This window comes from Paenibacillus sp. DMB5, assembly GCF_001517085.1.
GTDB lineage: Bacteria > Bacillota > Bacilli > Paenibacillales > Paenibacillaceae > Paenibacillus_AQ.
On record NZ_LRAC01000010.1, the window covers coordinates 32,128 to 58,348 of the forward strand.

The 26,221-nt window shown below is 50.5% G+C and carries 23 protein-coding genes and 1 other annotated feature; of the genes, 16 read left to right on the top strand and 7 right to left on the bottom strand.

Features of this window, described 5'->3' with window-relative positions:
* Positions 1-2: 2 nt before the first annotated feature.
* The 3 genes from AWJ19_RS02000 to AWJ19_RS02010 are packed head-to-tail and all read right to left on the bottom strand — an operon-like array spanning position 3 to position 1,925.
* The gene (locus AWJ19_RS02000) at positions 3-395 is read right to left on the bottom strand and encodes a VOC family protein (RefSeq protein WP_068721083.1); all 393 of its coding nucleotides are present in this window, start codon (positions 393-395) and stop codon (positions 3-5) included.
* A complete protein-coding gene (locus AWJ19_RS02005; RefSeq protein ID WP_068721085.1) occupies positions 376-1,002 on the bottom strand; it encodes a class I SAM-dependent methyltransferase in 627 nt (208 codons plus the stop codon). Before AWJ19_RS02005 ends, AWJ19_RS02000 begins: the two co-directional genes overlap by 20 nt.
* A complete protein-coding gene (locus tag AWJ19_RS02010) occupies positions 1,002-1,925 on the bottom strand; it encodes a TIGR01212 family radical SAM protein (RefSeq protein WP_068721162.1) in 924 nt (307 codons plus the stop codon). The genes AWJ19_RS02005 and AWJ19_RS02010 overlap by 1 nt, the downstream gene beginning before the upstream one ends.
* A 381-nt stretch (positions 1,926-2,306) precedes the next feature.
* On the opposite strand from AWJ19_RS02010, the gene AWJ19_RS02015 reads away from it, so the two are divergent.
* Positions 2,307-2,489, top strand: coding sequence for a hypothetical protein (locus AWJ19_RS02015; RefSeq protein ID WP_039870595.1), 183 nt, complete (start codon positions 2,307-2,309; stop codon positions 2,487-2,489).
* A 189-nt stretch (positions 2,490-2,678) separates the two neighbouring features.
* Positions 2,679-3,395, top strand: coding sequence for a tRNA (guanosine(46)-N7)-methyltransferase TrmB (gene trmB / locus AWJ19_RS02020; RefSeq protein ID WP_068721088.1), 717 nt, complete (start codon positions 2,679-2,681; stop codon positions 3,393-3,395).
* Positions 3,396-3,532: 137 nt separating this feature from the next.
* Here trmB and AWJ19_RS02025 read toward each other — a convergent pair whose 3' ends face one another.
* Positions 3,533-4,648 (bottom strand): glycosyltransferase, encoded by a 1,116-nt coding sequence (locus AWJ19_RS02025; protein ID WP_068721089.1) that lies wholly within the window; start codon positions 4,646-4,648, stop codon positions 3,533-3,535.
* 43 nt (positions 4,649-4,691) lie between these two features.
* Positions 4,692-5,219, bottom strand: a complete 528-nt coding sequence (locus AWJ19_RS02030) for a phosphatase PAP2 family protein (protein ID WP_068721090.1) — start codon at positions 5,217-5,219, stop codon at positions 4,692-4,694.
* Between the two features lie 411 nt (positions 5,220-5,630).
* Between AWJ19_RS02030 and AWJ19_RS02035 the strand changes: the two genes are divergently transcribed.
* From AWJ19_RS02035 to rplT, 4 genes are all read left to right on the top strand, one after another.
* Complete coding sequence (locus AWJ19_RS02035) at positions 5,631-6,869, top strand: glycosyltransferase family 2 protein (RefSeq protein WP_068721091.1); 1,239 nt, start codon at positions 5,631-5,633, stop codon at positions 6,867-6,869.
* Positions 6,870-6,936: 67 nt separating this feature from the next.
* Positions 6,937-7,081, top strand: a sequence feature (ribosomal protein L20 leader region).
* Between the two features lie 57 nt (positions 7,082-7,138).
* Positions 7,139-7,636: a translation initiation factor IF-3 gene (infC, locus tag AWJ19_RS02040; RefSeq protein WP_068721093.1), complete on the top strand. Its 498-nt coding sequence runs from the start codon at positions 7,139-7,141 to the stop codon at positions 7,634-7,636.
* 57 nt (positions 7,637-7,693) lie between these two features.
* Positions 7,694-7,894, top strand: coding sequence for a 50S ribosomal protein L35 (rpmI, locus tag AWJ19_RS02045; protein WP_062320217.1), 201 nt, complete (start codon positions 7,694-7,696; stop codon positions 7,892-7,894).
* 32 nt (positions 7,895-7,926) lie between these two features.
* Positions 7,927-8,286 carry a 50S ribosomal protein L20 gene (gene rplT, locus AWJ19_RS02050; RefSeq protein ID WP_068721095.1) on the top strand — a complete coding sequence of 120 codons (360 nt, stop codon included), beginning with the start codon at positions 7,927-7,929 and terminating at the stop codon, positions 8,284-8,286.
* Between the two features lie 82 nt (positions 8,287-8,368).
* On the opposite strand, the gene AWJ19_RS02055 is transcribed toward rplT, so the two are convergent.
* Positions 8,369-8,911, bottom strand: a complete 543-nt coding sequence (locus AWJ19_RS02055; protein WP_068721097.1) for an acyl-CoA thioesterase — start codon at positions 8,909-8,911, stop codon at positions 8,369-8,371.
* Between the two features lie 306 nt (positions 8,912-9,217).
* Between AWJ19_RS02055 and AWJ19_RS02060 the strand changes: the two genes are divergently transcribed.
* The 5 genes from AWJ19_RS02060 (at position 9,218) to AWJ19_RS02080 (ending at position 14,716) form a co-directional block, all read left to right on the top strand.
* Complete coding sequence (locus AWJ19_RS02060; RefSeq protein WP_068721099.1) at positions 9,218-10,300, top strand: BMP family ABC transporter substrate-binding protein; 1,083 nt, start codon at positions 9,218-9,220, stop codon at positions 10,298-10,300.
* 173 nt (positions 10,301-10,473) lie between these two features.
* Positions 10,474-12,012, top strand: coding sequence for an ABC transporter ATP-binding protein (locus tag AWJ19_RS02065; RefSeq protein WP_068721101.1), 1,539 nt, complete (start codon positions 10,474-10,476; stop codon positions 12,010-12,012).
* Entirely contained in the window at positions 12,005-13,078 is a 1,074-nt protein-coding gene (locus AWJ19_RS02070) for an ABC transporter permease (RefSeq protein ID WP_068721103.1), read from the top strand. The genes AWJ19_RS02065 and AWJ19_RS02070 overlap by 8 nt, the downstream gene beginning before the upstream one ends.
* A complete protein-coding gene (locus tag AWJ19_RS02075) occupies positions 13,079-14,035 on the top strand; it encodes an ABC transporter permease (RefSeq protein WP_068721105.1) in 957 nt (318 codons plus the stop codon).
* 333 nt (positions 14,036-14,368) lie between these two features.
* Entirely contained in the window at positions 14,369-14,716 is a 348-nt protein-coding gene (locus AWJ19_RS02080) for a hypothetical protein (protein ID WP_068721107.1), read from the top strand.
* Here AWJ19_RS02080 and AWJ19_RS02085 read toward each other — a convergent pair.
* A complete protein-coding gene (locus AWJ19_RS02085; protein WP_128083475.1) occupies positions 14,713-15,165 on the bottom strand; it encodes a GNAT family N-acetyltransferase in 453 nt (150 codons plus the stop codon). The genes AWJ19_RS02080 and AWJ19_RS02085 overlap by 4 nt on opposite strands.
* 589 nt (positions 15,166-15,754) lie before the next feature.
* On the opposite strand from AWJ19_RS02085, the gene ilvB reads away from it, so the two are divergent.
* The 5 genes from ilvB to AWJ19_RS02110 all read left to right on the top strand — a co-directional run bounded on the left by ilvB (position 15,755) and on the right by AWJ19_RS02110 (position 26,158).
* Entirely contained in the window at positions 15,755-17,503 is a 1,749-nt protein-coding gene (ilvB, locus tag AWJ19_RS02090) for a biosynthetic-type acetolactate synthase large subunit (protein WP_068721109.1), read from the top strand.
* Positions 17,500-17,988 carry an acetolactate synthase small subunit gene (ilvN, locus tag AWJ19_RS02095; RefSeq protein WP_068721111.1) on the top strand — a complete coding sequence of 163 codons (489 nt, stop codon included), beginning with the start codon at positions 17,500-17,502 and terminating at the stop codon, positions 17,986-17,988. Before ilvB ends, ilvN begins: the two co-directional genes overlap by 4 nt.
* Positions 17,989-18,174: 186 nt before the next feature.
* Entirely contained in the window at positions 18,175-19,167 is a 993-nt protein-coding gene (gene ilvC / locus AWJ19_RS02100; RefSeq protein WP_039870627.1) for a ketol-acid reductoisomerase, read from the top strand.
* A 107-nt stretch (positions 19,168-19,274) separates the two neighbouring features.
* Complete coding sequence (locus AWJ19_RS02105; RefSeq protein WP_068721113.1) at positions 19,275-20,816, top strand: 2-isopropylmalate synthase; 1,542 nt, start codon at positions 19,275-19,277, stop codon at positions 20,814-20,816.
* 281 nt (positions 20,817-21,097) lie between these two features.
* Positions 21,098-26,158, top strand: a complete 5,061-nt coding sequence (locus AWJ19_RS02110) for a SpaA isopeptide-forming pilin-related protein (protein WP_128083476.1) — start codon at positions 21,098-21,100, stop codon at positions 26,156-26,158.
* Positions 26,159-26,221: the final 63 nt, after the last annotated feature.

Here is a 26,221-nt window from a genome sequence, read left to right on the forward strand (position 1 = left end):
CTCTATTTACTGCGTGTAGACTCAAAAAACTCCAGCTTCTCACCGTCCGGCCCGTCAAAAAAGAAATAGCGGCTGCCGTTAGCCAGCGTGCTGATCTCAGTCAGTCCGGGGAGCTGAAGCGCGGCTATCCGGCTGTGCTCAGCCTCGATTCCGGCGACGGTGAAGGCGACATGGCTGACCTTGCCTTCATCCGGCAGGCCGGTCCATACGCGCTCGATCAGCTCAATCTCTACGCTGGTCTGGCCGGGGAAGCTCAGAAAGGCGAGCCGCAGGCTGTCGCCCGGTTCCCCGATAGTGTCCTGCAGGGTAAGGCCGATGACTTCCTGGTAGAACGCAAGGGACTGTTCAAGCTGTGCTACCTTAATGCCGATGTGCTCAAGCTTGCTTACTGCCATCGTTCGATTCAGCTCCTTTTTTCTTCTCAACTGCAATAACATACGGGGCACTAGCCCGCTGCAGCTGACGGTAAATGATGCTCTGCGCCAGGCGCTGCGGCAGGCCCGCCGCCCATGCTTCCACGGCGGCGGCTTCACGGTCGCCGCCGTCGTGGCCGGGGTAGAGCACGGCTGTAATGATGCCGCCCGGACGCAGCAGCGTCAGGGCGGCATCCAGCGCAGCCAGCGTGCTCCCGGTCTCGGTGATGATGGTCTTGTCGGCATCGCCTGACGGCAGATAGCCGAGGTTGAACATCACCGCCGAGACTGCCCCGTGCCACTGCGGCGGCACGGCCTCTTCCATCGCTGCGTGGCTGCGCGCAAGCAGCGTCACGGGAGCAAGCGCTGCCGGCGCTTCCTCCCGGGCCAGCCGCAGGCGATCTTCCGCAAGCGCAAGCGCCGCAGGCTGGATGTCAAACCCGTACACTGCGCCGCGCGGCCCTGCGCACCTCGCGAGAAACAGCGTATCCGCACCGGTGCCCACGGTGGCGTCAATGGCGAGGCCGCCGGCAGCGAGGCGCTCCGCCGTGACTTTATGTGCAAAGCTGAGAACGGACAGGAAGCCCATCAGCCCTTCCTCCAGTACTTACCCTGCCAGCTGTCGCGTGCAACCAGCTCGGCATCGATTGCATTCAGCACTTCCCATTTCTTCAGGCTCCATAGCGGCCCGATCAGGGCCTCGCGCGGTGCATCGCCGGTCAGGCGGTGGACAATCATCTCCGGCGGAAGCAGCTCCAGCGAGTCAACGATCAGCTTTACGTATTCGTCCTGCTCAAGGAAGCGCAGCAGGCCGGCCTCGTACTGCTTGACCATCGGGGTCTTGCGCATGAGATGCAGCAGGTGAATCTTGATACCCTGCACATCCATGGCGGCTACAGCAGATACGGTTTCCAGCATCATTTCGTGGGTTTCCTGGGGAAGCCCGTGGATGATATGGGTGCAGACGCGGATGCCGTGGGCGCGCAGCTTGGCGACTGCGTCAATATAGCACTGGGAATCATGCGCACGGTTAATCAGATCCGAAGTGGAGTTATGAATGGTCTGCAGTCCCATTTCAATCCAGAGGTAGGTGCGCTTGTTCAGCTCCGCAAGATATTCCACAACATCATCCGGCAGACAGTCCGGCCGTGTGGCAATGGACAAGCCGACTACGCCAGGCTGCTGCAGGATAACCTCGTAGTATTCCCGCAGCTCCTCTACCGGTGCGTACGTATTGGTATAGGCCTGAAAGTAACCGATATACTTGGCGTTTGGCCATTTCAGGTGCTGGCGGTCGCGCACCTTGTTAAACTGGGTGACCAGATCGTCGCGGCGGCTGCCGGCGAAATCGCCGGAGCCTCTGGCGCTGCAGAAGGTGCAGCCCCCCTTGGCGATTGAACCGTCACGGTTCGGACAGGTAAAGCCCGCGTCCAGCATGACCTTGAACACCTTGGTATCCATAACCCCGCGCATTTCGTAGTTCCACGTATGGAACCGTTTATCTCCCCACATCAGCGGAGTGGAGGTCTGTAAAAGACTCACGGTAAAGCTCCTTTCCAAAATATAAGAACGTTTATTTGGAGAGCCGGGCATCATCTGCCGGGCCGGCATATCCTTATATTTGTATCGAACAGGCACAGGGTCCGGTGAAGGAAGTACAGCCCATTCTTTTCTAACCCGTCTATTGTAACAAAATTCAGCGTCAAGCGTAACATTGACACCGGGAAAAAACGTTAAAAATAGGCAGGGAAAACCCGCTGTTTTGCTTGTTAATGCTTACACATTATGTTATATTTAAATTGTAAAAAAACGATTGCAGCAACTTAAAAACTCTATCCCTGAATTCATACTTTCGTGTCGTCCCGCCAATACTAAACCCAAGAGGTGATCACGATGAATTCTCAGACAGCTTATGCTGAAGGTAAAGGTTCAATTGATGTACAGCTGACTCCCGATGAGGCCCTGGCGCTTACCGGCGTTGAGTTTAACGGTAATCATAAGATCAAGACCGAAGCGCAGCGCAAGATCAGAAACGCATTTGAGAAGAAATTTGATTTTGACTCGCCGGCAAGGTAGACTATGAACTGTTGAAAATGGACCCCAATTCCAAATACAACAAGCAACAGAAAAGGGATTCTCCAGCGGCCGCTTCCTGCCCACCGGAGAATTCCTTTTTGCTGTTTTTCAGGCAAATCTCTTTACTTTTGCGGACAAGTTCGGCACAATGTTTCAAGTAATGTATAAGAGAACAAGCGGAGGAATACTATGCGTTTACGCGGAAGAAAAGGAATACGTGAAAGCCTGGAGGAGCAAACTGACCTGGTGGTCCTCGATCCACGCAGCCTTAAAGGGCGCTGGTCAGAGGTGTTCGGCAACGATAACCCGATTCATGTGGAGTTCGGGATGGGCAAGGGACAGTTTATCAGCCAGATGAGCTTTAAATATCCCGGTATTAATTTTATCGGCGTTGATATGTATGATGAGCTGATCCGCCGTGCGGCGGAAAAGGCAAGACTGGTTTGGGAGCCTGCGGGACATGAGACTCCGCCCAACCTGAAGGTGGCGCTGGCGAACATCGATTATGCGGAGGAAGTATTTGCACCGGGCGAGCTGGAGCGGATTTATCTGAACTTCAGTGATCCCTGGCCGAAAAGCAAGCATGCCCGCCGGCGCCTGACTCATCCGCGCTTCCTCGACAAATACCGCGGCCTGCTCAGCCCGCTCGGTGAGATTCATCTGAAGACGGATTCGCGCAGCCTGTTTGAGTTCTCGCTGAATGCGTTTGCCGATTTCGGTCTGCAGATGAAGAACATCTCCCTGGATTTGCATGCGGACGGCATCATCAATGAAGAGCATGTAATGACGGAATACGAGACCAAATTTTATAACCGCGGCGTAAACATTCACCGCTGTGAGGCAATTGTCGGTGCGGAAGCACTGGCGAATTATCAGGCAACCCGTCTGGACAAATACCGGCTGTAACAGCCGGGCCGGTTCCGGCAACTATCGGGCAGCCATACAAAAACGCAGTTACGGAAATTTCCCGTAACTGCCGTTTTTTGATTTTAGAGAGCTGATTATTGCGGGGGGCATTTGTATACCCATTGTTCTGGTCTGTCCTATTCGAGCATATCAATAATGCTCTGGGCGCTTTGCAGCGGATGGAATTTGGCAATGGCCTCCAGATGGCTTTTACGCTTGGCCTGCAGATCATCGTAGTGGTACAGCAGCCGCTCCATCCACTTGTCGACTACCGCCAGGGAGGAGATCGGCTCTCCAAGACCGGCCGAGGTGAAGTAACGGACGTTCTCCTCCTCTTGTCCCGGCAGCGGATTATGAAACAGCATCGGAATGCCCTTGGCCAGACCTTCGCTGCAGGTCATCCCGCCGGGCTTCGTAACCAGCAGGTCGGAGACCTCCATCAGCTTATCAATGTCGCGGGTGAAGCCGATCAGTGAGATGTTCGGATGCCGGTACGCGGGATCTGCCTTCATCTCGTCCAGCAGCTTCTCGTTTCTTCCGAGACAAAAGACAATCTGCACCTTTGCCCGCCAGCCGGCCAGCCCCTCGTTGACCACGCGGTCGTTCATCATGCCCCAGCCGCCGCCCATGACCAGTACAGTCGGCAGATCCTGGAGGCTGAACTGCTCCAGGATCTCCTGCCGCCCGGGATGCTCCCAGAAGCTCGGATGAACCGGCATGCCGGTCACCCGGATTTTGGCGGCGGATACGCCGCGCCGGCGCAGCTTGGATTTGACCTCGGGAGTGGAGACGAAATAACGGTCCACCTCCGGGCTGATCCAGCTGGCATGGGCATCGTAATCGGTGATGACCGTGACCAGCGGCGCCTTGAAGCCCGTGTCCAGCCGTTTCAATCTGGAGACTACGGCGCTCGGGATGAAATGCGTGCAGACGATAATATCGGGCTTCAGCTGTCTCACAATATTTTGCGTATGTGTATAAAATATGCGGTGCAGGGCAAGCGTGGTAAGACGGTTAAACGATTTCTGGTGACGGTACACATACCCCATCAGCCTGGGCTGCGAGGTTACCGTCTTGCGGTAGGCCGACACAATAAGCGGAGCCATTTTTGGATTGAGAAAGTTCCCCAGCTCCAGCACCCTGGTTTGGATATGCGGCGACAGTTTACGCAGGCTGCTCGACAGCGCGTAGGCTGCCTGCGTATGCCCTGCGCCGAAGCCTTCCGACAGCAACAATACTCTTTTTTTGCGCAATGTTTGATTCACCTGTTCCCAAAATGGTTTGCCAAGGCGGGCTTCAGAACCACAGAACAACCGTGCCAGCCGCAACGCCGCTGCCGATTACAGCGCCTGCTATTACATCAGACGGGTAGTGCAGCCCGAGATATATGCGTGAGAACCCGACAATGCATGCCAGCGGCAGCAGAACAACGGTAAGGGCAGGGTAAGCCGCCATATAAGGAACCGTAGAGGCGAAGATAGCTGTAGTATGGCCTGAAGGAAAAGAATGATCCTTTAGCGGATTGTGAAACGTATTTGTTCCCGGCAGAGCCAGGTAGGGCCGCATGCGCGGGTACAGCTTTTTGGCGATGGCCACGGGCAGATGGCTGACAGCCAGTGCCGTGAGGGCCTGAAGGCCTGTCGTTCTGAGCGGCTGGGGCGCAAAGGCCCAGATCATCACATTTATGCCGATAGCGCTTGTCGCGCCGCCCAGATGGGTAAGATAGAAGAGCCAGAAGTTCAGAAAAGGGTTATGCAGGCGGCCGTTGATCCATTTGAAAAGACGGCGCTCCCAGAGAAGTAATTTCATGAATAAATGTCTCATATCTTGTCCCTCCGATAGTCCGGCTAAGGATAGCTGGCGCTTCTGCCGCCAATCCAAATTAATACCCCGAAGCTGTCTTTATCATACGTTTTAAAGGCAGTCCATTTCAAGGAAAAGCTCTGGTGAAGCGCGGAATTTGTCAGTTTTGACTTGGGAACCCCTGACACCTTACAATGATTCAAGCGGACCGGACGCGTTTAAAAGGTAACAGAGAAAATGAGGAATCCGTCACACCGGAAAACCCTACAACATCTTTTAAACGGGATATAAATAAATGAACGCCTGGCCGCAAAAAAAGGTAAGCGCTTGTCTATTGTAAGGGATGCAACAAAAGGGTCTGCAACATCGTTTAACATGCCATAGACATAAAAAGTGGCATATCAAGAGTGGAAAAGGGGGCATCAAAAGGTCATGGCAGACGCATTGTTTGTTACGCTCCAAGTGATATTGGCGGCAATCGCAGTTTATCAGTTCACGTTCTCGCTGTTCGGACTGCACAGGAAAAAGAAAAAGGAACATTTTGCACCGGAAAAGTCTTTTGCAGTACTGGTGGCCGCGCACAATGAGGAAGAAGTCGTCGGCGCACTGATGGAGAATCTGAAACAGCTTAATTATCCCCAGGATCTGTACGATGTATTTGTCATTTGCGACAACTGCACCGACGGTACGGCAAAGATCGTAAGGGAGCATGGCATGAACGCCTGTGTCCGCACCAACAACAACCTGCGGGGCAAGGGTTATGCCATTGAATGGATGCTCAAGGAACTTTGGGCCATGCCGCGCCAGTATGACGCTGTAGTCATGTTCGACGCCGACAACCTGGCTCACACGGAATTTCTGATGGAGATGAATAATGACCTCTGCTCCGGCGCCCGGGTCATCCAGGGCTACATTGATACGAAGAATCCTGAGGATTCATGGATCACTGCAGCTTATGGTGTCTCCTACTGGTACATCAACCGCCTGTGGCAGCTCTCGCGCCACAATCTGCAGATGGCGAACTTCCTGGGCGGTACCGGAATGTGCTTCGAAACAGCCCTGCTGAAGGAAATGGGCTGGGGAGCTACCAGTCTGGTAGAGGATTTGGAATTCACTATGCGCAGTGCCTCAAAGGGTGTCTATCCGAAGTTCAACTATGACGCCAAGGTGTTCGATGAGAAGCCTCTTACCTTTAAGGCTTCCTCCAGACAGCGCCTGCGCTGGATGCAGGGGCACTTCACCGTGGCCCGCAGGTATTTCTTCCCGCTGCTGTGGCAGAGCATCAAGGAACGCAGCCTGACGAAGTTTGACCTGGCTCTGTACGGAGCCAACGTCTACATTGTCCTGTTGACATTTCTAATGACGGCAGTGATGTGGATCGACACTGCATTGTTCGATGGTCCGCACATCGCGAACATCTACGGGCACCTGCCGATCTGGCTGAGCTATCTCGCGATCGGAGCCAATATTCTGACCTTCCTTCTGTCAATGGTGCTGGAGAAGGTGAAATTCAAGAAGGTGTATCTGTACCTGGTGGTCTTTCCGATCTACCTGCTGTCATGGTATCCGATTACGTTCTATGCGTTCTTCACGCAGAACAACAAGCAGTGGAGCCATACCAAGCACACGCGGGTGGTCCGGCTTGAGGAAGTGCAGAGCAAGCAGGTTTAATATTTGTTAAAAGTATTGACAGTGCTATGAATGATGATGTATAGTATTCAAGTATGCAAAACATAGGGATTGCAAGCAGAAGCACCGGCTTCTCACCTGACTGGCAATATGTCAGCTGGTTTTGATCTCAATGCTTTATGAATGTTATAGTTCATGAACGTTGATCAAACACGGGGTGTCGGGAGTTAACCGGCGCCCCTTTTTTATGGAGAACCGCAAATATATTACCCAAGATGATCCGGAGGTGGAGAGTTATCAGTAAGGAACATATGATCAATGATGAAATTCGGGCCAAAGAGGTCCGGCTGGTTGGAGCGGAAGGTGAGCAAATCGGGATCAAGCCGATCCGCGAGGCGCTGCAGATGGCGATTGATCTTAACCTCGATTTAGTCAACGTAGCACCGCAGGCGAAACCGCCGGTATGCCGCATCATGGATTACGGCAAGTTCCGTTATGAAATGCAGAAGAAAGAGAAGGAAGCGCGCAAGAACCAGAAGATCGTGGACATCAAGGAAGTCTGGTTCCGTGCTAACATTGAGGAACATGATTATCAGACCAAGTTCCGCAATGTGGTCAAGTTCCTGGGCGAAGGCGATAAAGTGAAGTGCTCCGTGCGTTTCCGCGGACGTGAGATCACTCACGCGAATATCGGCCAGAAGATCCTGGAGCGCGTTAAGAATGAAGTGGCTGACATATCTGTTGTTGAGCGCCAGCCTAAGCTGGAAGGACGCAGCATGATTATGATTCTGGCTCCTAAGCCTCAATAATTCTGGAGTCACTTGCTTAGCAATTTGGCGCCGCATAATAATCAAGGAGGAAACACCATGCCTAAAATGAAAACACACAGCAGCCTGAAAGGCCGCTTCAAGATCACCGGATCCGGTAAAGTTCTGCGCTACAAAGCCCACAAGAACCACTTGCTGTCCCACAAGTCCAAACGCGCTAAGCGCGTACTTAACGGCAATCCGGTTATGGCTGCCGGTGACGTTAGACGTTTGAAACAAGGACTTGCTAACTTGAAATAGTTTGATTACACATTTTTGGGAGGTTTATTAATATGGCAAGAGTTAAAGGCGGATTTGTAGTTCGTCGTAGACATAAAAAAGTATTGAAGCTGGCTAAGGGTTATTTCGGTTCCAAGCACCGCATTTTCAAAACCGCTAAAGAGCAAGTAATGAAATCGATGGTTTACGCATACCGTGACCGTCGTCAGACTAAACGTAACTTCCGCAAACTGTGGATCGTTCGTATCAATGCAGCAGCCCGTCAAAACGGCCTGTCCTACAGCAAGCTTGTACACGGCCTGAAACTGGCTGGTGTAGAAGTGAACCGCAAAATGCTGGCTGACCTGGCAGTAAATGACCTGAACGCATTCAACTCCCTGGCTGTTGTAGCCAAAGAGAAGATCAACGCGTAAGTGTTATGATTAACCGAAAAGCACCGCCTGCGGGGGAACCCGTGTGACGGTGCTTTTTTGTGCGGCTTTGGCCTGCGGAGTGTTATTCCCAGTACTTGGTGGTGCTGAGCTGTGAGGCGAGTTTTTTGCTGCTTGCGCGTCTGATCTTCCGCAGCTCAGACCGCTCGCCTGCGGATTCGCTGATCAGCTTCTCTTCATCGGTCTCCGGAATGATGGCTGGTACAGGCGCAGGTGTGCCGTCCTCCTCGACGGCTACAAAGGTCAGGAACGAAGTGGCGGCAACGGCGCGTTCGCCGGTATAGAGGTTCTCGGAGATGACTTTGACAAATACCTCGATGCTGGTACGGCCTGTCCAGGAGACGAAGGATTCGAAGCAGACGGAATCGGAAGGCCGGATCGGCCGCAGGAAGTCTACGGAATCGGTAGAGGCCGTGACGACATTTTTACGGCAGTGGCGCATGGCTGAGATTGAAGCGACTTCATCTATAGTGCTCATCAGCTTGCCTCCGAACAACGTCTTGTGGTTATTGACATCGTTGGGAAAGACGCGGCCAGTCTTGAAGACGCGGGATTCGCGGCTGTACTTGAAGGGCGGGACAGTTTGGGGATTGCTATGTTCTTCCATGGTTTCAGTACTCCCTTTTGATACAATATGTAAGCATTCATGATAATAGAAAACGGATTGGCGTGCAATAATATTATAGCCAACTGCACCGGAATGAAGACAGCTGAGATATTCTTACACAACATGACGGTTAACATGACGTATCGTGTCACAGGAAGCGTTTTCTTGTGAAAAAATGCAAATTATTATTGACCTGAGGTCATTTATGGACTGGATTTTAGGTTTTTTTGCAGGTATAATTTGAGCTAATGGTATGTCCAAGCAGAAGACAGAAGACATCCAATTTCTTAAGGGGGATCACAATCGATGAAAAAGTTTTTGAAAACGTCGCTCGTTATGTTGACCGCTTGCACAGCTATCCTGGCAGGATGCGGAAACAACAATAACGCTAACTCGGGCAATGCCGCTAACGGAGAAACAGGTGCAAACGCTGGAACAGCTACCAATGCTCCTGCAGCAACAGAAGCTCCTAAGTCCGATGTAAAGATCGGTCTCGTTACTGACGTAGGCGGAGTAAACGATAAATCGTTTAACCAGTCCGCTTGGGAAGCTCTTGAAGCCCTTAAGACAGAAGCCGGCGTTGAAATTAAATATCTGCAGAGTAACTCCAGCGCAGACTACGAGCCGAACCTTAACCAATTCGTAAAAGGCGGCTACAACCTGACTTGGGGTATCGGTTTCGATCTTGGTGACGCTCTGCTTAAAGTTGCTCAAGAAAATCCGGATGCTAACCTTGCAATCATCGACAGCGTGGTTGACGCTCCTAACGTTGAATCCGTAACATTCGCTGAGAACGAAGGTTCCTTCCTGGTTGGTGTGGTTGCAGGTCTGACTACAAAAACCAACAAAGTAGGCTTCATCGGCGGTATGGAAAGCCCGGTTATCAAACGTTTTGAAGTTGGCTTCAAAGCCGGCGTAGAAGCAGTTAATCCTGATGCAACTGTAAGCATCACTTATGCAGGTGCTTATGATAAGCCGGATACTGGTAAGTCCCTGGCTGCTACACTGTACAACGATGGCAATGACATCATCTTCCCGGCTGCAGGCGCAACTGGTAACGGTGTATTCAATGAAGCCAAGTCCCGTAACGATGCAGGCGGCGACAAAGTATGGGTTATCGGCGTAGATAAAGACCAATCCCTGGAGTTTGGTGATGATGTAACGCTGACTTCCATGATCAAACGCGTTGACGAAGCGGTTAAGAAGGTTTCCCAGCAAGTGGTTGACGGAACTTTCAAAGGCGGTACTACAACTGTACTGACTCTGAAAGACAACGGTGTAGGCCTTCCTGAAACTTCCAAGGCTAACGTTTCCGCTGAAATCCTGGCTAAGGTTGAAGAATACAAACAACAAATTATCGACGGAACAATCGTTGTTCCTGCCGAGTAATATCTGTCTTAATTCTTTTGCGTAACAGCATAGAGCAAGAAACAAGGCCGGTCTTTAAGCTGGCCTTGTTCCCTGTTAATGCACCGGTTTTTGTCAGGCGCAGATAGCCGCCCTATCCAGGGCGGTTAACCGTGCCTGTATGGTTATATATATTCTGTGATGAGGGTGATTCCATGAGTGCTGCGGCTCCTGTCGTAGAGTTGAAGCAAATCACAAAACGCTTTCCCGGTATTGTCGCGAACGACTCGATTAGTCTGACGCTCCAAAAAGGGGAGATTCATGCGCTGCTTGGTGAGAACGGGGCAGGCAAGTCAACCTTGATGAATATCGTATTCGGACTATACCAGCCCGATGAAGGCAGCATCGAAATCGACGGGAAACCAGTTATTATCGATAGCCCCAATAAAGCTATTGAGCTTGGCATTGGTATGGTGCACCAGCATTTCAAGCTTGTTGAGCCTTTTACGGTGACTGAGAATATCGTTCTTGGGATGGAACCGAAGAAGGGCCTTAAAATCGACTATAAATCCGCAGCGGAACAGGTTCGTAAGCTATCTGAGCAGTATGGCCTCCAGGTTGATCCGAATGCCCGGATTCATGACATTTCGGTTGGCATGCAGCAACGGGTAGAGATTATGAAAACTTTGTACCGCGGTGCGGATATACTTATATTCGACGAGCCTACCGCTGTGCTTACGCCACAGGAAATTACAGAATTAATGGCGATTATGAAGCGGCTCGTTGCAGAGGGTAAGTCAATCATCCTGATTACGCATAAACTTAAGGAAATTATGCAGATCTCTGACCGGGTGACCATTATCCGCAGAGGGAAGGTTATTGATACCGTTACAACTTCCGGAACGAATCCGAATGAGCTGGCTGAGAAAATGGTCGGCCGCGGAGTAACCTTCAAAGTGGACAAGCAGGTTCCGCATGTAGGAGGAAGTGTGCTTAAACTGACGAATGTCAACAGCAAGAGCAAGGATGGGGTTCCTGTCCTGAACGGTCTCAGCTTTGAAGTGAAAGCAGGGGAGATCCTGGGGATTGCCGGCGTTGACGGAAACGGGCAAAGCGAGCTGATTCAGGCTATTACCGGCCTGCGCAAAATCGATTCCGGTTCCATTACGGTTTCAGGGCAGGAAATTGCCAACCTGTCACCGCGTAAAATCTCTGAGATGAACGTGTCTCACATTCCGGAAGACCGTCACAAACATGGTCTGGTACTGGATTTCAGCGTCAGTGAGAACATGGTGCTCGAAACCTATTATAAGAGCCCTTACAACCAGGGCGGCTTCCTCAAAATGGATGTCATTAACAATCATGCTGAGGACTTAATTAAACAATTTGATGTACGGACACCTTCAATTGAGACTAAAGCCCGCTCCTTGTCCGGCGGTAATCAGCAAAAAGCGATTATTGCGCGGGAAATAGATAAAAATCCGACACTGCTTATTGCAGCACAGCCTACGCGCGGTCTTGATGTAGGGGCGATTGAATTCGTGCAGAAGCAGCTGATTGCCCAGCGTGACCAAGGCAAGGCGGTACTGCTGATTTCCTTTGAGCTGGATGAGATCATGAATGTATCCGACAGAATTGCTGTTATTTATGAAGGACAGATTGTCGGTGAAGTATTCCCGCAGGATACGAATGACCAGGAGCTTGGTCTGATGATGGCGGGCAGCTTGAAGCGGGGAGGAAATGCGGGTGCATAGACTTAAAAAAATCTTCGCAACAGACAGCTATATTGTGCCTCTGGTTGCGATTGTAATGGGCTTCCTGGTCGGGGCCATCGTTATGCTGATCGGCGGTTATGACCCTATCGCCGCTTACTCCGCGCTGTTCAAACGGGTATTCGGCAGTCCGTATGACTTTGGTGAGGCCATCCGCGAGATGACTCCGCTGATGTTCACCGGTCTTGCTGTTGCCTTCGCTTTCCGCTCAGGGATGTTTAACATCGGTGCTGACGGACAGGTGCTTATTGGTATGACGGCAGCTACCCTTGTCGGAATCCAGCTGGCCGGTTTACCTTCATTTTTGCTTGTTCCGCTTGCTGTAATCGCAGCCGGACTTGCCGGAGGATTGTGGGCCGGTATTGCCGGTTACCTGAAGGCAAAGCGCGGGATTAACGAAGTTATAACTACGATTATGCTGAACTGGATTGCGCTGTACCTGTCTAACTATATTGTGCGGAACTTCCTGCTGCTCAAAGGCCAGAACCGTTCCGAAGATATTCCGGCCTCGTTGTCCATGACTTTCCTGAACGGGGTATTCGACAATGCCCGTGTTCACTGGGGAACGGCAATTGCGATTTGTGCGGCAATTTTCTTCTATGTCTACCTGTGGAAAACCAAGCAGGGATACGAAATGCGTGCAGTAGGTCTCAACCCGAATGCTGCTGAATATGCCGGGATGAATGTGGGCCGTAACGTTGTTAAAGCCATGTTCATCAGCGGTGCCTTTGCCGGACTTGCAGGTGCAGGTGAAGTGCTGGGCGTATTCCATTACCAGTCTGTATTTGCAGCATCTCCAGGCTACGGGTTTAACGGTATCGCTGTAGCCCTGCTGGGACTGACACACCCGCTGGGTGTTATTCTGGCGGCGATTCTGTATGGTATGCTTACTTACGGTGCTGCGGGTATGAGCTTTGGGGCGGATGTTCCGCCGGAGCTGATCCGCATCGTAATCGGTTCGATCATATTCTTTATTGCAGCACAAGGAATTGTCCGCTGGGTTCTTAAGCCCTTTTATCTCAAGCGGAAGAAAGAGAAGGTGTCATAGATGGATCTGCTGACGTTAGGACAATTGCTCAATACGACGCTTGTTTTTTCCACGGCGCTCATTTTCGCTGCTCTTGGCGGCATCTTCTCTGAACGTTCCGGTGTAGTCAATATCGGTCTTGAAGGCTTGATGATGTTCGGTGCCTTTGCAGCAGCGGTGGGGGGGCATTATGCCCAGGATGCCGGGCTGGGAGCATGGGCTCCTTGGGTTGGCGTACTCTGCGCGATAGCAGTCGGAGTCCTCGGCTCCCTGATTCACGCTGTTGCATCCATTACCTTCAAAGCGGATCAGACGATCAGCGGTACAGTAATCAACTTCCTGGCGGCAGGAAGTACACTGTACATGGTTAAGCTGTTTTTCGACGGGGCTGGCGAGTCCCCGCTGATTGAAGGTTTCAAGAAGGTGTCTGTTCCTGTACTGTCCAAAATCCCTGTTATCGGTGAAGGGATTTTCAATTCCTACCCGACGACCTACCTGGCGATTATTCTCGTCATTGTGATTTACTTCGTACTGTTTAAAACTCCGTTCGGACTCCGTCTGCGCGCAGTCGGTGAACATCCGAGTGCTGCGGATACCTTGGGAGTTAACGTAAAACGGATGAGATATATCGGTGTTATGCTGAGCGGTATGCTGGCCGGTATCGGCGGAGCGACCATCACTCTGACGACCACAGGCACATTTGCGCACAATACCATTTCCGGTCAGGGCTTTATTGCGATTGCCGCAATGATCTTTGGTAAATGGAATCCGCTGGGCGCCTTTGGAGCCGCTGTATTCTTCGGCTTCTCGCAGGCAATCCGCAACTACGTACAGTTGTTCGAGTGGTCCAAAAGCATTCCGCAGGAATTTATTTTCATGATTCCTTACGTACTCACTATTATCGTACTGGTGAGCGCCGTTGGCCGCTCCTCCGCTCCAAAAGCATTGGGTGAACCGTACGATCCGGGTAAACGTTAAAATAAACGAGGCTGTGCTTCTGCGCAGCATCAAGAGCGTACGTCCAGGCATTCCTGGATGTACGCTTTTTTTGCGTTTTCCGGCAGGATTACGCATACTCCGCTGGTACGCCCGGAATGCCGGGACAGCTGTACAGGCGAACGGCATTCTGCCCGAATAGACTGTGATTGAAGCGCAGCTAACAAAACTAAGCGTATGCTTCCGAAGCGAGTTTTGTACGAAGGAATTCCAAGGAAGCGCAGCTAACAAAACTAAGCGTCTGCTTCCGAAGTCAGTTTTGTACGAAGGAAATTCCAAGGAAGCGCAGCTAACAAAACTTTTAGGAGGGATATTATGGCACAGCCGGTTACAAAGAAACAGGTTATGAAGCTTGTCGGCAAACATATCGTTGCTGTAAAAAAAGACGGCTCCAAAGTCACTGGCAAACTGGTGCGTGTATCAGGCAACCGTCTTATTCTTCAGCGGGTCAGCGGTAAAAAAGTGCAAACCAATGCATTGATTCCGCTGGTGCTGTTTGATCTGCTTGCTGTAGGTACTGCACCATATGCCGGGTACGGCGGCGGTTATGGCTACGGCGGCGTACCTTACGGCGGCTATGGACCAGGGCCAGGCTATGGCGGCTATGGACCGGGTCCGGGTTATTACGGAGGTAAGCCGTATCCGCCTATCGGATTCTTTTAAATTTCAGTTGAACTGCTTCTCGAACTCGTAGCAATAATTCTGCGGCTGATAACGGCTACGCTGTAGCCCATTTTTTCATAGAAGGAAATACCTGCTGTGTTTCCGGTGTCCACAGCTACCTTGGCCCGCTTACAGCCGCGGGATAATGCAAATCGCTCAGCCCGGTCCATCAGAAGATTACCCCAGTGCTTGCGGCGCGCTTCCGGAGCTATGGCCAGCATATCAATGTATAGCAGATCACCGTGCAGCATGAAATGGACGAACCCAAGCGGGTCGCTCTCATAGTCCGGACAAGCAACCAGGGTTACACCCTGGCTCAGGCGGCGGGGCAGGTCCTTTCTGACCTGGTTGATTATAGTCTGCGGCAGATGCGACAACGGGACGAGCTGCTTCTCAATCAAGTCCATAATGACGCTGTCATCCTGCCTGGGTCTGCGGTAACGAATCATCGCGCGCCCCCCTTTCCACGCATTGTCGTACATCATATGCCTGCAGGGGTGTGGGCGTTACGGAAAGGACAGAACAACGTTTTGTGACAGATTAGGAAATATGGGTATTGACTTATCCATGTGAGGAATCATATAATGTGTCTAAACATTTTAACGAACATACTTGTATCGGCAATGATGAGGACGAAGTTTTAAGGGCTCTTTTGCTCAGAGAGTGTGAGGATCTGCTGCAACCTCCACCGAAATCCCTTATATACGAGCTCACCTCGGAGCTGTTTTCCTGAAAGGTCCATCAGTTAGAGCGGTGGAATTATTAGGGGGAATCGTTTGGTCCGCGTTACGGACTTCAGGTTACAAAGATTTGGGCCCTGCCTACATCGATGGATTTTTGTTACCTGATAAGGCGTTGCATCGTGAGATGCAATGCAAACATGGGTGGTACCACGGAAGCTAAACCTTTCGTCCCTCACGCGCTTTGCTTTGGCGCGTGGGAGGCGGAAGGTTTTTTTGGTTTTAAGCCCCTGATGCTGATTAAAGGACGGTCCGTCATTTGCATAATGAATGTTAACTATCGAAGGGAGGAATACTGATGAGCGCGCAAACACCGGAAGTGCGGTCTACAGAAGAATTACGTGAGAAATGGAAAAATCCCGAGGTGATAACAGGTTCTGAAATCCTGCTGCGCAGTCTGGTACTCGAGGGTGTGGACACGGTATTCGGCTATCCGGGCGGAGCAGTATTGTATATCTACGATGCCCTGCACGGATTCGATGATTTCAAGCATATTCTTACCCGCCACGAACAGGGCGCGATTCATGCGGCTGACGGCTATGCCAGAGCAAGCGGGAAGCCGGGCGTATGTATCGCAACCTCAGGTCCGGGAGCAACCAATCTCGTTACCGGTATTGCAACGGCTTTTATGGACTCGGTTCCGCTCGTAGTAATCACAGGTAATGTCTTCTCCAGCCTGATTGGAACAGATGCTTTCCAGGAAGCGGATATCACAGGAATAACAATGCCGATCACGAAGCACAGCTACCTTGTAAGGGATGTTGAAGATCTGCCGCGCATTATTCATGAAGCGTTCCATATCGCAAACACTGGACGCAAGGGTCCGGTACTGATCGACATTCCGAAGGATGTATCGGCAGCAAAGACGCTGTTCACACCGGTGCAGAACCAGGGAGTCAACCTCCGCGGCTATAACCCGCGCACCGTTCCTAATAAGCTTCAGCTGGATAAGCTGATCCGGGCCATTTCTGCAGCCGAACGTCCGATTATTATCGCAGGCGGCGGCGTTATCTACTCCGGAGCGCATGAAGCGATGACAGAGTTTGTAAAACGGACCGAAATCCCGATTACAACAACTCTTCTGGGACTCGGCTGCTTCCCTAGTGCAGATGACCTCTGGATGGGAATGCCTGGTATGCATGGTACCTATACAGCAAATAATGCCATACAGCAATGTGATTTGCTCATTAACATCGGTGCCCGGTTCGATGACCGCGTAACAGGTAAGCTGGACGGCTTTGCTCCAAAAGCGAAGATTGTCCACATCGACATTGATCCGGCAGAAATCGGCAAGAACGTTACACCTGATATTCCGATTGTAGGCGATGTAAAAACGGTACTGGAAATGCTGATTCCGGACCTTACACGCGCTGCTAAGGCGGATGCCTGGAGAACGCAAATCGCCCAGTGGAAGCTTGAGAAGCCGCTCCGCTACAACGATTCGGACACAGAGCTCAAGCCGCAATGGGTCATTGAAATGATCAATGAGACTACCAAAGGCGAAGCCATTGTAACTACTGACGTTGGCCAGCATCAGATGTGGGCTGCACAGTACTATAAATTTAATCACCCGCGTTCCTGGATTACCTCCGGAGGGCTCGGAACCATGGGCTTTGGATTCCCTTCAGCAATTGGAGCGCAAATGGCTCAGCCTGAGCGGCTGGTAGTTTCCATTAACGGGGACGGCGGAATGCAGATGTGTTCCCAGGAGCTGGCGATCTGTGCAATCAATAATATCCCGGTCAAAATCGTAGTCATCAACAACCAGGTTCTGGGTATGGTACGCCAGTGGCAGAATCTCATTTATGAGAAACGCTACAGCTACACAGACCTCGCCGGCAGCCCGGATTTTGTAAAGCTGGCAGAAGCCTACGGTGTAAAAGGACTGCGGGCAACGAATAAGGAAGAAGCAGGCGCAGCGTGGAAAGAGGCACTGGAAACGCCGGGACCCGTTCTGGTAGAATTCGTTGTTCCAAAGGACGAAAATGTCTACCCGATGGTAACTCAGGGCTCAACCATTGATCAAATGCTTATGGGGGATGAATGACAGTGATGAAACACACGATTTCTGTGCTTGTGAATGACCAGCCGGGTGTGCTGCAGCGGGTAGCAGGCTTGTTCGGACGCCGCGGCTTCAATATTGAGAGCATTACTGTCGGGCAATCCGAAGAAATCGGATTGTCCCGGATGGTCATCGTTACACTCGGCGACCAGCACACGCTGGAACAGATCGAGAAGCAGCTTTACAAGCTGATTGATGTCATCAAGGTTGTGGATCTTGGCTCCAAACCAATGGTTGCCCGCGAACTGGCCCTGATCAAAGTAAAAGCCGAGCCGGCTGAGCGTCCTGAAATTATGGGGGTAGTTGAGACGTTCCGTGCTTCTGTTGTCGATATCGGTACGAACAGCCTATTGGTCCAGGTCGTAGGCGATACGCAAAAGATCGATGCGATGATTGAATTGCTGAAGCCATATGGCATCAAAGAACTGTCCCGTACCGGAGTTACCGCAATGATCCGCGGGAATGCCTAATCGGTATAATTTACAGCTTTAACGGATTGCTGCTTGTGTGCATTAATTTGATAATATTATAATGAATTGCCCGCGAAGGAGCGGGGACTTGAGGAGCAGCAAGAAGCTGCAGAACCAGCAGGCCTCAGGCGCTCTTGAAGTACCCGCTCTTTACGATGGGTCCCAAATTAAAGGAGGATATTGACAATGGCAGTGACAACGTACTATGAACAGGATGCAGAACTTAGCGTATTAAAAGGAAAGACAGTTGCAGTAATCGGGTACGGCAGCCAGGGACATGCCCAGGCACAGAACCTGCGCGACAGTGGTCTTCAGGTTGTCATCGGCCTGCGTGAAGGCAAATCCTTTGAAACCGCCAAGAATGACGGATTTGAAGTATTGCCTGTAGCTGAAGCAGTATCCCGTGCTGACGTAGTACAAATTCTGTTGCCTGACGAAACACAGGCATCCGTATATAAGAATGATATTGAGCCTAACCTCAAAAACGGCGCAGCTCTGATGTTCTCCCACGGCTTCAACGTACATTTCGGCCAGATCGTTGCTCCTAAGGATGCTGACGTACTGCTGGTTGCACCTAAATCCCCGGGCCACATGGTTCGCCGTACTTATGTAGAAGGCTTCGGTGTTCCTGGTCTGATCGCAATCGAACAGGACGCTACAGGAAATGCCAAGGCAATCGGACTTGCATATGCTAAAGGTATCGGCTGTACCCGCGCAGGGGTAATCGAAACTTCCTTCCGTGAAGAGACCGAAACGGATCTGTTCGGTGAGCAGGCTGTACTTTGCGGCGGTGTATCTGCACTGATCAAAGCCGGCTTTGAAACATTGACTGAAGCAGGATATGCTCCTGAAATGGCTTACTTCGAGTGTCTGCATGAGCTGAAGCTGATTGTTGACCTGGTGTATGAAGGCGGACTTGCTACTATGCGTGATTCCATCTCCAACACTGCCGAATACGGTGACTATGTAACTGGACCGCGCATTGTTACTGACGAAACCAAAAAAGCAATGAAGGCTGTACTGACTGATATCCAGCAGGGTAAATTTGCCCGTGACTTTATCCTTGAGAACCAGTCCGGCCGTGCTTTCCTGACTGCTACCCGCCGCAACGAAGCTGCTCATCCGGTAGAAGTAGTCGGCAGCCAGCTGCGTGAAATGATGCATTGGATTAAGAAATAGGCTCATATACTTAATTGGTAAGACACAATAGTGTAATCCTCAGATGCGGCCGTAACTTTGCGGGCCGCATTTGAGGGTTTTAGCACAATTTTCAGGAGGTGCTCAGCTTGCGGAAAATCTATGTGTTCGACACGACGCTGCGTGACGGGGAGCAGTCGCCGGGTGTGAACCTGAATACACGTGAGAAGGTGGAAATCGCCTACCAGCTTGAAAAACTTGGAATTGACCGGATGGAGGCAGGCTTCCCCGCAGCTTCACCGGGCGATCTGGCAGCAGTCAACGCCGTAGCGAAAGCAGTAAAGGATGTTACTGTTATCGGACTTTCGCGTTCCAGAGAGACTGATATTGACGCGGTCAGAGAAGCACTGAAAGGCGCGCAGGACCCTTGCATTCATATTTTTCTGGCAACCTCGCCGATTCACCGGCAGCACAAGCTGCGTATGGAAAAAGCCCAGGTGCTTGAAACTGCACAATCTGCGATCCGTTACGCGAAAAAGTATTTTTCCAAGCTGGAGTTTTCCTTGGAGGATGCCGGACGGACCGAGCGTGATTTTATGGCGGAAATGGTGGCCATGGCGATCCGTGAGGGAGCGAATGTGGTCAATATTCCCGATACAGTCGGTTATCTGAACCCCTCGGAATATGGAGCCATCTTCAAGTTCCTGAAGGATACGGTGCCTGACATTGAGAAGGTCCAGCTGAGTGCCCACTGTCATAATGATCTGGGAATGGCTACTGCCAATACACTGGCGGCCATTCAGAACGGTGCGGATCAGATCGAAGGTACCATCAACGGTATCGGAGAACGCGCCGGTAATACGGCGATTGAAGAAGTGGCTCTGGCGCTGGAGACGCGCAGCGAATTTTTCGGAGCGAAGACGTCTCTGGTGCTCTCGGAAATCTCCCGTACCAGCCGTCTGGTCAGCAGACTGACCGGGATGGCCGTTCCGGGCAATAAGGCAATTGTCGGGGCTAATGCTTTTGCACATGAGTCTGGAATCCATCAGGACGGCATGCTCAAGGAGAAGACCACTTATGAGATTATGACCCCGGAAACAATCGGGCTCAAAGAGAGTAAGCTGGTGCTGGGCAAGCACTCCGGCCGTCACGCCTTCCGGGATAAACTAAATGATCTTGGATATGACCTGCCGGAAGAAGAAGTGAATACTGCTTTTGCGAAATTCAAGGATCTGGCTGATAAGAAAAAAGAGGTCTCCGATGAGGACATTCTGGCCCTGCTGGAGGAAAAGCTTGGCGATACGCCGGAAATTTTCAGTCTGCAGACCATTTATGTCACTTACGGCAATGAGTCCGTTCCTACAGCTAAGGTAGTCATTAAAGGCCAGGAAGCTGAGCCGATAGTAGCAGTTGCCGAGGGGAACGGTTCGGTTGATGCCATTTATAATGCGATTGATCTGGCTACTAGCGAGGAAGTTACCCTGGGTGACTATTCCATTAAAGCTGTAAGCCGCGGTAAGGATGCACAGGGTGAGGTACATGTGGTACTGTCCCAGGGTGAAGTAGCTGCACAAGGACGCGGACTGAGTACAGATATTCTTGAGGCCAGCGCCCGCGCTTATCTGGATGCGCTCAACAAGCTGCTGGAGAAGCGTAAGACGTACACCCGCCGTGATCATGCACAGCTGTAAGACTATTTTATAGAAGAAAAAGAATGAAGTTAATGAAAGCCATGCATTCTGCAAAGCGTTCTTTGCGGATGTATGGCTTTTTTTTGTGCTGATGAGGCGAGTAGGCAAAAGGAAGTGATTTTATCAGTGGTTTATCAGCGAGAATAGTTACAATGTATCTTGACGTTATTGCGCTTACGCGCATTTTTTTGTTGTGAAGGCCAGCTTTATAGGGATTTTGTAGGGGGAATAGTAGCATTCCAACACTGTTCTTAATAAAAGATGAGGGAGAGGGAAAAGTCTTGAGAGTAATAAGACAAAACAAATGGGCCATTTGGCTCGGAGTAGTTATGCTGGTAACAGCACTTGCAACCACAATAGGTTTCTTTTCAAATGTCAATGCAGATGCAGCAGAAACTCAAATTACTGAGGATATTGTTAAAAGCGTAACCCTGTCCGTCTATGAGAACGGCACGCAGGTTACGAGCAACGTGTATAAGCTGGATTCTACAGTTAAGCTGAATTTGACCTATGAGCTTCCGGATGCCAAATATGGAGAGGGTTCTACTTATTCCTATACTCTTCCGTCCCAGTTAAAAATTGATCAGACTTATTCTGGCATACTGGTTAACAGTGAATTTGCTGATGGTGTCGGCACTTATACGGTAGGTTCTGATAATAAAGTCGTATTTAAATTCAATAAGAATATTGATGGCTTGTTTGATATAAAAGGAAGCTTTTGGGTGGAGTCCAAACTGAGCTCGACTACAGTTACCGGCAGTACGACGCAGGTGCTTCCTTTTCCGATCGCAGGAAATGCGAGTAATTCCATTACACTCCAGATTCAGCCCAATAACGGAAAGGCTGTCAGCAAATCCGGAGTCCCGCTGCCGCAAAAATATAATGCAAGCACGATTGAGTGGACGGTGGATGTGAATACATCTCTAAGCAGGCTCGCTAATGCATCCGTTACAGATACGATTCCAACAGGTCTGGATTTGAATACGGTCTCCATAGCAGTATATGGTCTGAATGTGGATGTACAGGGAAACGTAACTCAAGGGGGGCAGCTCGATCCGGCACTGTATGATACGTCTGCAAGTACCGCGAGGAATTTGAACCTGAAATTTAATAATACGTTAAATGAAGCCTATCGGGTGAAGTTCTCAACCAGCATTACAGATACAAGTAAATCCAGTTTTACTAACACAGCTACCCTAAATGGCAACGGGGCATCCCAAAGCGGAACGTCTTCAGCCGTGGGAGTCAGTTACGGGAAACCGCTTGAGAAGACTGCAGGCAGCTATAATTCAACAACGGAAACGATCAGCTGGCAAATTAAATTTAATTATGATGAAAAAACAATTACCGCGGATAAAGCTGTGCTAACCGACTATTTCAACATTAGCCAGGACTATGTTCCCGCATCGCTCAAAATTTTCAAAGTGAAGCTGGACCAAAATGGAAGTGGTACTGATGATGGCCAGTTGACCGCAGGCACAGATTATACTGTGACTACACTGCCGGATACAGCGACTACAGCAGGCTTTAAAATCCAGTTCAACAATGATATCCAGTCAGCATACCGGATTGTCTACGATACCAAGGTAGCGGATCGGGTATATTCCGGTGAAAGTATTGTAAATAAAGTTACATACAACGGCCAGACTGTTCAAGCTTCGACTTCTACTACCCAACGGATTTTAAACAAACAGGCGCCTTCAGGTGTAAACTATTTGAACAAAACGGTAAACTGGACGATTAAGGTTAATGAAGACAACAGAACGATGACAAATCTGTTGCTGACAGACAAATTTGATAATGCGGGCTTGAAGCTGACCGGAAAACCGGTTATTTCTCCTGCGCTGGTTGAAAACGTTGATTATACAATCACTAATTTAGGTTCTGGAGATTTCAGTGTAAATGATGGCTTCCAGATCAAATTTTTGAAGCCCATTACGGAGGCATATACGATCACATACAGCACTGAATTTGATTATTACAAACTAAAAACAGCCTCCAGCTACTTCAGGAATACTGCTTCCATTGTATGGGATGAAAAAACAACAACAGGTACACAAACGTCGGCTCAAACGTTCACTCCACGAACCGAAGTCATCAAGAATGGCCTCAAGTCAGGCAGTTATGATGCAACGAGCAAGACCATCACCTGGAAGGTTGGCGCGAACTATAACAAAAGAGCGCTGGCCGCTGGTGCAGAGCTGGTAGACACGCTGCCGGCAAGCCAGCAGATGGCGGGCGGAGATGCCGGCTCGGTAAAAGTATATGATCTTACTTATACTTCTAACGGGAATCCGGTACAGGGAAGCCTTGTGAATGCTGCAGAGTATGAAGCGAGCGTAACCAGTGATGGACGTAAGCTTAAGGTTAAATTCAAGAACGATATCGACTATGCCTTCTATGTAATTTTCCAGACAGAGTTCATAGCCGGAGATATTAATCTGGATAAGGTAACCAATACTGCAATTTTGAATGATGCACAGTCCAATGCGGTGTCGGAAACCTTAACCTCTCCAGAGGTAAGTGTTCCAAACGGCGGCCAATATGTGACTAAGACCGGAACCAGAGACTCCTCGGATCAGACCATTATAAACTGGACCATGACCATTAACGCGAACCAGTCTGTAGTGGGCGATGCTCAGGTGGTGGATACTCCGAGTACAAATCAAGTGCTGCTGCCTGCCAGCTTCCAGCTTTATAAGACAACGGTGAACTCAAGCGGAGCAGTAACAGCAACATCTGTTAAACTGGCCCAGGGAACAGACTATACTCTTGAATTCCTGACAGACTCCAGCGGTAAGGACATCTTTAAGCTGACATTTAAGAATACGATATCCGAACCATACGTGCTTAAATACCAGACTGTTATTACGGCTGTAGGAACTGTAGCGGTAACCAACGCAGTTTCTTTTACCGGAACGGGCTCAAAATCAGTAAGCAAGCCTTTTTCATACAGCAACAGCTTTACTATCGTTGATACCGGCGGTACGGGCAGCGGGGTAAAAGGGTCGCTCAAAGTACTTAAGACCAATGCGGATCAATCGCTAATCCTGCCTGGTGCCGAATTTTCCCTGGGCCGGATCGTAGGTAGTGAACTGAAGGAAACAAAGTATGCGACCAGCGATTCCGGCGGTAACCTGGAGTTCAAGGATTTGCGTGCGGGAAAATATATATTGAAGGAAACCAAGGCGCCAGCCGGTTATGCGGTTGATACTACAGAACGTACGGTGACTATCAATTCCTCCACACCAGTTCTGTTGACAGTGACCAATGATTTCAACGGTTCGCTCAAGGTAACCAAGGTGGCGAAAGAAAATACGGCTACTAAACTTGCAGGAGCAGTCTTTGAGCTATATAACTCAGCCAATACACTGGTCGGTTCCGGAACTACGAATGCCAGCGGTGAATTGATTTTCACCAAGTTAATGGGTGGAAGCTACACTCTTAAGGAGACGAAGGCTCCGGACGGATATGTAATTACTGCCGGCAGTACCGCTGTAACCATTGATCCGGCACAACAAAAAACTTTAACCGTTACTAATGATAAAATAGTGCTCGGCTCGCTTAAGCTAACCAAGGTCGACTCGGCTAACCTGGCGAAAAAGCTGGCTGGAGCAGAATTCAAGCTTTATGACGCCAGCAGCAAGGCTTTGGTAGCAACGGCTACTACAGACGCGAACGGCGTTGTGGAGTTTAAGGATTTGAAGCTTGGAGCCTATACTTTCAAGGAAACGGTGGCTCCGTCCGGCTATGTGCTGGATTCGGCTGAACGCAGCGTTAATATTACTTCGGCCGTGCAAATTGTGCAGCAAATTACCAATAATGAACTTTTAGGCTCGATTAAGCTGACTAAAGTTGATGGGGATAACACCGCCAAGAAGCTGGCAGGAGCAGAGTTCAAGCTGTACAACGCCAGCGATGTTGTGGTCGCAACCGCTACTACAGACGCGAACGGCGTTGTGGAGTTTAAAGATTTGAAGCTTGGAACCTACACCTTCAAGGAAACGGCAGCTCCGGTCGGTTACGTGCTGAATGGAACCGAGCGCAGCGCGAATCTGACATTGGCCGCACCAAATGTGCAGCAGCAGATTACCAACAAAGAAATCCTGGGCTCATTGAAGCTGACGAAGGTCGATCAGGATGATACGACGAAGAAGCTGTCAGGAGCAGAGTTCAAGCTGTACAACGCCAGCGATGTTGTGGTCGCAACCGCTACTACGGACGCGAACGGCGTTGTGGAGTTTAAAGATCTGAAGCTAGGCGCTTACACCTTCAAGGAAACGGTGTCCCCTGTTGGGTACGTGCTGAATAGCACGGAGCGGAGCGCTAACCTGACTATAGCTGCACCAAATGTGCAGCAGCAGATTACGAATAAGGAAATCCTGGGCTCATTGAAGCTGACCAAGGTCGATCAGGATGATACGACGAAGAAGCTGTCAGGAGCAGAGTTCAAGCTGTACGATTCCAGCGATGCTGTGGTCGCAACAGCTACTACAGACGCTAACGGCGTTGTGGAGTTTAAGGATCTGAAGCTTGGAACCTACACCTTCAAGGAAACGGTGGCCCCGGTCGGTTACATGCTGAATGGGACCGAGCGCAGCGCTAATCTGACTATAGCGGTGCCGAACGTGCAGCAGCAGATTACCAATAAGGCAATACCTGCAACACCTGCACCGACAGCTGCGCCAACGGCAACGGCCACACCGGCACCAGCTACGTCAAATCCGGGTACTCCGGCTTCGACACCAACCGCTTCTACGGTACCGGGGGCTATTGTTACACCAGGACCTTCTGCAACGCCAACACCAGGTGTAACGGCAACACCAGGCCTGACAACACCAGGCCTGACAACACCAGGACCAACTGCTAGTCCGGCAACGCCTGCCGTGAGCAGTGCCCCAACACCGCAGGCTACAACAGCTACTACCATTTCGGATATCCCGATTGATGGCGAGATTCCGCTGGGCGGCATTCCGAGCATCAGTGAGGAGCCGTCACATGGTACGGTTGTGGTTACACCGGATGGAACATGGACTTATACACCTGATCCCGGCTTTACCGGGAAGGATAAGTTCACCGTCACTGTAACGGATGAGGACGGCAATGAGCAGGAGATTATCATTGAAGTTGATATTGATGAAGTACCGCTCGGTTCGGTACCTGATAATGACACTGGTACAGATAATAGTACTCACTCGGATAATGACATTAACGGCCTGCCCGGCAATCTTCCCAAAACAGGCGAAGAAAGTCCGCTTCCGCTGTATCTGACAGGCGGAGGACTTATGGTTCTCGGTATCTTCCTGGCCGTAAGATTCAGAACGCGCAACAAACAGGAATAGTTTTTCAAACGATAAATAACATTCATAGCAATGAAACACCCCACCTGATGAACCAACTTCTGG

Bases quoted from the DNA above. Each gene is read 5' to 3' on its own strand.
- ilvN (WP_068721111.1), top strand. From the start codon at position 17,500: ATGACAGTGATGAAACACACGATTTCTGTGCTTGTGAATGACCAGCCG.
- AWJ19_RS02080 (WP_068721107.1), top strand. From the start codon at position 14,369: ATGGCACAGCCGGTTACAAAGAAACAGGTTATGAAGCTTGTCGGCAAA.
- AWJ19_RS02030 (WP_068721090.1), bottom strand. From the start codon at position 5,219: ATGAGACATTTATTCATGAAATTACTTCTCTGGGAGCGCCGTCTTTTC.
- AWJ19_RS02000 (WP_068721083.1), bottom strand. From the start codon at position 395: ATGGCAGTAAGCAAGCTTGAGCACATCGGCATTAAGGTAGCACAGCTT.
- ilvB (WP_068721109.1), top strand. From the start codon at position 15,755: ATGAGCGCGCAAACACCGGAAGTGCGGTCTACAGAAGAATTACGTGAG.
- AWJ19_RS02010 (WP_068721162.1), bottom strand. From the start codon at position 1,925: ATGTGGGGAGATAAACGGTTCCATACGTGGAACTACGAAATGCGCGGG.
- trmB (WP_068721088.1), top strand. From the start codon at position 2,679: ATGCGTTTACGCGGAAGAAAAGGAATACGTGAAAGCCTGGAGGAGCAA.
- AWJ19_RS02055 (WP_068721097.1), bottom strand. From the start codon at position 8,911: ATGGAAGAACATAGCAATCCCCAAACTGTCCCGCCCTTCAAGTACAGC.
- AWJ19_RS02060 (WP_068721099.1), top strand. From the start codon at position 9,218: ATGAAAAAGTTTTTGAAAACGTCGCTCGTTATGTTGACCGCTTGCACA.
- rpmI (WP_062320217.1), top strand. From the start codon at position 7,694: ATGCCTAAAATGAAAACACACAGCAGCCTGAAAGGCCGCTTCAAGATC.
- AWJ19_RS02075 (WP_068721105.1), top strand. From the start codon at position 13,079: ATGGATCTGCTGACGTTAGGACAATTGCTCAATACGACGCTTGTTTTT.
- infC (WP_068721093.1), top strand. From the start codon at position 7,139: ATGATCAATGATGAAATTCGGGCCAAAGAGGTCCGGCTGGTTGGAGCG.
- rplT (WP_068721095.1), top strand. From the start codon at position 7,927: ATGGCAAGAGTTAAAGGCGGATTTGTAGTTCGTCGTAGACATAAAAAA.
- AWJ19_RS02085 (WP_128083475.1), bottom strand. From the start codon at position 15,165: ATGATTCGTTACCGCAGACCCAGGCAGGATGACAGCGTCATTATGGAC.
- AWJ19_RS02015 (WP_039870595.1), top strand. From the start codon at position 2,307: ATGAATTCTCAGACAGCTTATGCTGAAGGTAAAGGTTCAATTGATGTA.
- AWJ19_RS02035 (WP_068721091.1), top strand. From the start codon at position 5,631: ATGGCAGACGCATTGTTTGTTACGCTCCAAGTGATATTGGCGGCAATC.
- AWJ19_RS02065 (WP_068721101.1), top strand. From the start codon at position 10,474: ATGAGTGCTGCGGCTCCTGTCGTAGAGTTGAAGCAAATCACAAAACGC.
- AWJ19_RS02005 (WP_068721085.1), bottom strand. From the start codon at position 1,002: ATGGGCTTCCTGTCCGTTCTCAGCTTTGCACATAAAGTCACGGCGGAG.
- ilvC (WP_039870627.1), top strand. From the start codon at position 18,175: ATGGCAGTGACAACGTACTATGAACAGGATGCAGAACTTAGCGTATTA.